This window comes from Actinosynnema sp. NPDC059797, assembly GCF_042732085.1.
GTDB lineage: Bacteria > Actinomycetota > Actinomycetes > Mycobacteriales > Pseudonocardiaceae > Actinosynnema.
Genome location: NZ_JBHWIE010000627.1, coordinates 1 through 2,584 on the forward strand (window position 1 = coordinate 1; position 2,584 = coordinate 2,584).

Below are 2,584 nucleotides of genomic sequence, written 5' to 3' on the forward strand. Positions count from 1 at the left end.
TCCTGGGCCTGCCCACGTGGCACGAGGTGTCCACCGACCTCGCGGAGCTGGCCACCAGCGCCGCGCTGACAGGGTGGCTGCTCGTCCTGGTGCTGCTGCTGGAGGCCGCCTTCCCCGCCGACCTGGTCAACAAGGTGGTCGAACTGGTCCGGACCCCGGCCGTGCGGGGTCGGGGCACGGCCGCGCCCCGCGTGCCCGGGTGGTTGCGCCTCCCGGCCTGTGCGCTGGTCGGGGGCGTGCTGCTGGCGTGGGCCGACGCGCAGAACAGGAGCTTCCTCGACGGCGGCGTGCAGCTCAAGGTCGGCGCCGGCGCGGTCGCGCTGGTGCTGGTGGCGCTCGCCTACGAGACGCCCAAGGACCTGCTGCTCAGGAGGGTGCGCGGACCGTCCCGGATCCGCGCGGTCGGGCTGGGTTTCGCCGTCGCCGCCGCCATGGCCACCGCGTCGCGCCTGTCGGGGTCGCCCGTGCCGTACGTCTACGGCCTGGTGATCGTGTACATCGCCCTCGTCGTCGAGCCCGAGGGGCCGCACAAGGGGCGCGCGACCTTCGGTGGTGCCCTCTCGGTCCTGGTGGTGTGCCTGGGGCTGTGGGTCGCCGCCGAGCCGGTGATCCAGCAGGCCCGCCACGCGGGACCGGGGACCTACACCCTCGGGCACGCCGCGTGCGTGGTGCTCGTGCTGGGGGTCCAGGCCGCCGTCTTCGGCCTGGTGCCGGTCCGACCGCTGGACGGCTACGACCTCAAGCGGTGGAGCCGACGCCTGTGGTGGCTGGTCTACGTGCCCGCGCTCTTCCTGTACGTCCACGTGGTCCTCAACACCCCGCGCTCGCCGGCGGTGGCCGAGAGCCTCGGGCAGAGCCCCAGGATGACCGTGCTGTACGCCGCGACGGCCCTGTTCCTCGTCGCCGCCGCCGTGAGCCTGGCCCTGCGCCGGTACGCGCGCCAACCCGGCGAAGCGGGGGACGGGCACGGGGTGGCGCGGTGACGGCCGGCGGGCGGTGTCGTCGTCCCCGAACCGGGTGGACCCCGGCGTTGCGCTGCCACCAGCGTCGACTTCAGGGGGAACCTTGTCGGAGGACGTCACTTTCGCCAACGCCGGGGTGGTGCTGGCCGGTTCGCTGAGCCTGCCCGACCGCGGCGCGCCGGCGCCGGGGGTGGTCATGGTCGGCGGGTCGGGGCCGTCGGACCGGGACAACGACGCGTACTTCCCGGCGATCCGGCGGCACCTGGTGGACGCCGGGATCGCCGTGCTGTCCTACGACAAGCGCGGCGTCGGCGGGTCGTCCGGCGACTGGCTCGACGCGACGATCGACGACCTGGCATCCGACGCGGCCGGAGCTGGTCCCGGTGGCCGACAGCGTCCGCCTGTTCACCGACGCCGCCTGCCACCGCGACCGGGACGGCCGCGCGACGCTGACCGTCGAGGTGTTCCCCGGCGCCGACCACCGCGTCCGGACCGACGGAGGCGCCCGCCTGGCGCCCGGCTACCTCGACGCCCTGACCCGGTGGGTCGTCGACCGGACCCGGGCGGCCGACGGCGTTCAGTAGGGGTTGCCCGGCACGTTGAGGCGCACCTGGTAGAGGCCGAACGAGCCGGGGGTGCCGGAGGTGATGTACAGCGTCCGGCCGTCCGGGCCGCCGAACGCCGCGTTGGTGGTGTTGCGGCCCGCCGAGATGGTGCCCAGCAACGCCCCGGTCGGGGAGAAGACGCGCACGAGGCCCTCGTCGTAGGAGGCCCAGTACAGGTTGCCCGCGCAGTCGACGGTGGCGCCGTCGGGCGTCCGGATGCTCGCGAACGCCGTGCGGTTGGAGGTCGAGCCGTCGGCGGCGATGGTGTACTTCACGATCGAGTTGCCGCCGCCGACGTAGAGCGTCCTGCCGTCGGGCGACAGGACGACGCCGTTCGGCTGGGACAGCGTGTCGTCGACGAGGCGGACCACGCCGTCCCGGACGCGGAAGACGCCGGTCCGACCGCCCTGCTCGTCGGCGCGGTTGCCGCGCTGGAAGGTGGGGTCGGTGAAGTAGGTGGTGCCGTCCCCGCCGATGGTCAGGTCGTTGGGGGAGTTGAACGCGCGGCCCTGGTGGTCGGCCGCGACGGTGGTGCGGGCGCGGTCGGCCAGGCCGTAGGCGGACACGGTGCGGTTGTCGTGGGTGGCGGCGAGCAGCCGCGAGCCGTCGGGCGTGATCGCGAGGCCGTTGCTGCCGGAGTCGGCGATGAACGTCTCGAACGCGGCCGGCGGGGTGAACCGGAGCACCGAGGACGGTTGCACGCCCTGCGGGCCGGTGGGGTTCCGCATGTCCGACAGCAGCAGGGTGCCCGTCCGCTGGTCCCAGGTGGGGCCTTCGAGGAAGGTGAACCCCCCTCGGACGAGCTGGGACGTCACCGACCGCGAGGGCAACGGCGAGCCGTAGACCGCTCCCGGGGTGCACGGCGACGCCGTTGCCGTGTGGGCGGAAGCGCCGGGCGTCGGTGCCGCGGCGCCCGCGACGGCGATCGCCACCGCCGTGAGCGTCCGCGCGCGACGGTGGCGCGGTGTCGTGCGGCGAGTCATGGGGGCTCCCTTTCGTGGTGGGGCGGCCGGGGGT

At 74.5% G+C, this 2,584-nt stretch carries 3 protein-coding genes; 2 read left to right on the forward strand and 1 reads right to left on the reverse strand.

All coding sequences use genetic code 11. The features are described from left to right. Both ACFV4N_RS42630 and ACFV4N_RS42635 read left to right on the forward strand, forming a co-directional pair. The coding region (locus ACFV4N_RS42630) for an FGLLP motif-containing membrane protein (RefSeq protein WP_499678390.1) at positions 1-983 on the forward strand (983 nt) is incomplete at its 5' end. Between the two features lie 362 nt (positions 984-1,345). After that, on the forward strand, positions 1,346-1,546 hold the full coding sequence (locus tag ACFV4N_RS42635) for a hypothetical protein (protein ID WP_499678391.1): 201 nt from the start codon (positions 1,346-1,348) through the stop codon (positions 1,544-1,546). On the opposite strand, the gene ACFV4N_RS42640 is transcribed toward ACFV4N_RS42635, so the two are convergent. After that, a complete protein-coding gene (locus ACFV4N_RS42640; protein ID WP_499678392.1) occupies positions 1,540-2,382 on the reverse strand; it encodes an SMP-30/gluconolactonase/LRE family protein in 843 nt (280 codons plus the stop codon). The two genes, ACFV4N_RS42635 and ACFV4N_RS42640, sit on opposite strands and share 7 nt — an antisense overlap. Positions 2,383-2,584 lie beyond the last annotated feature (202 nt).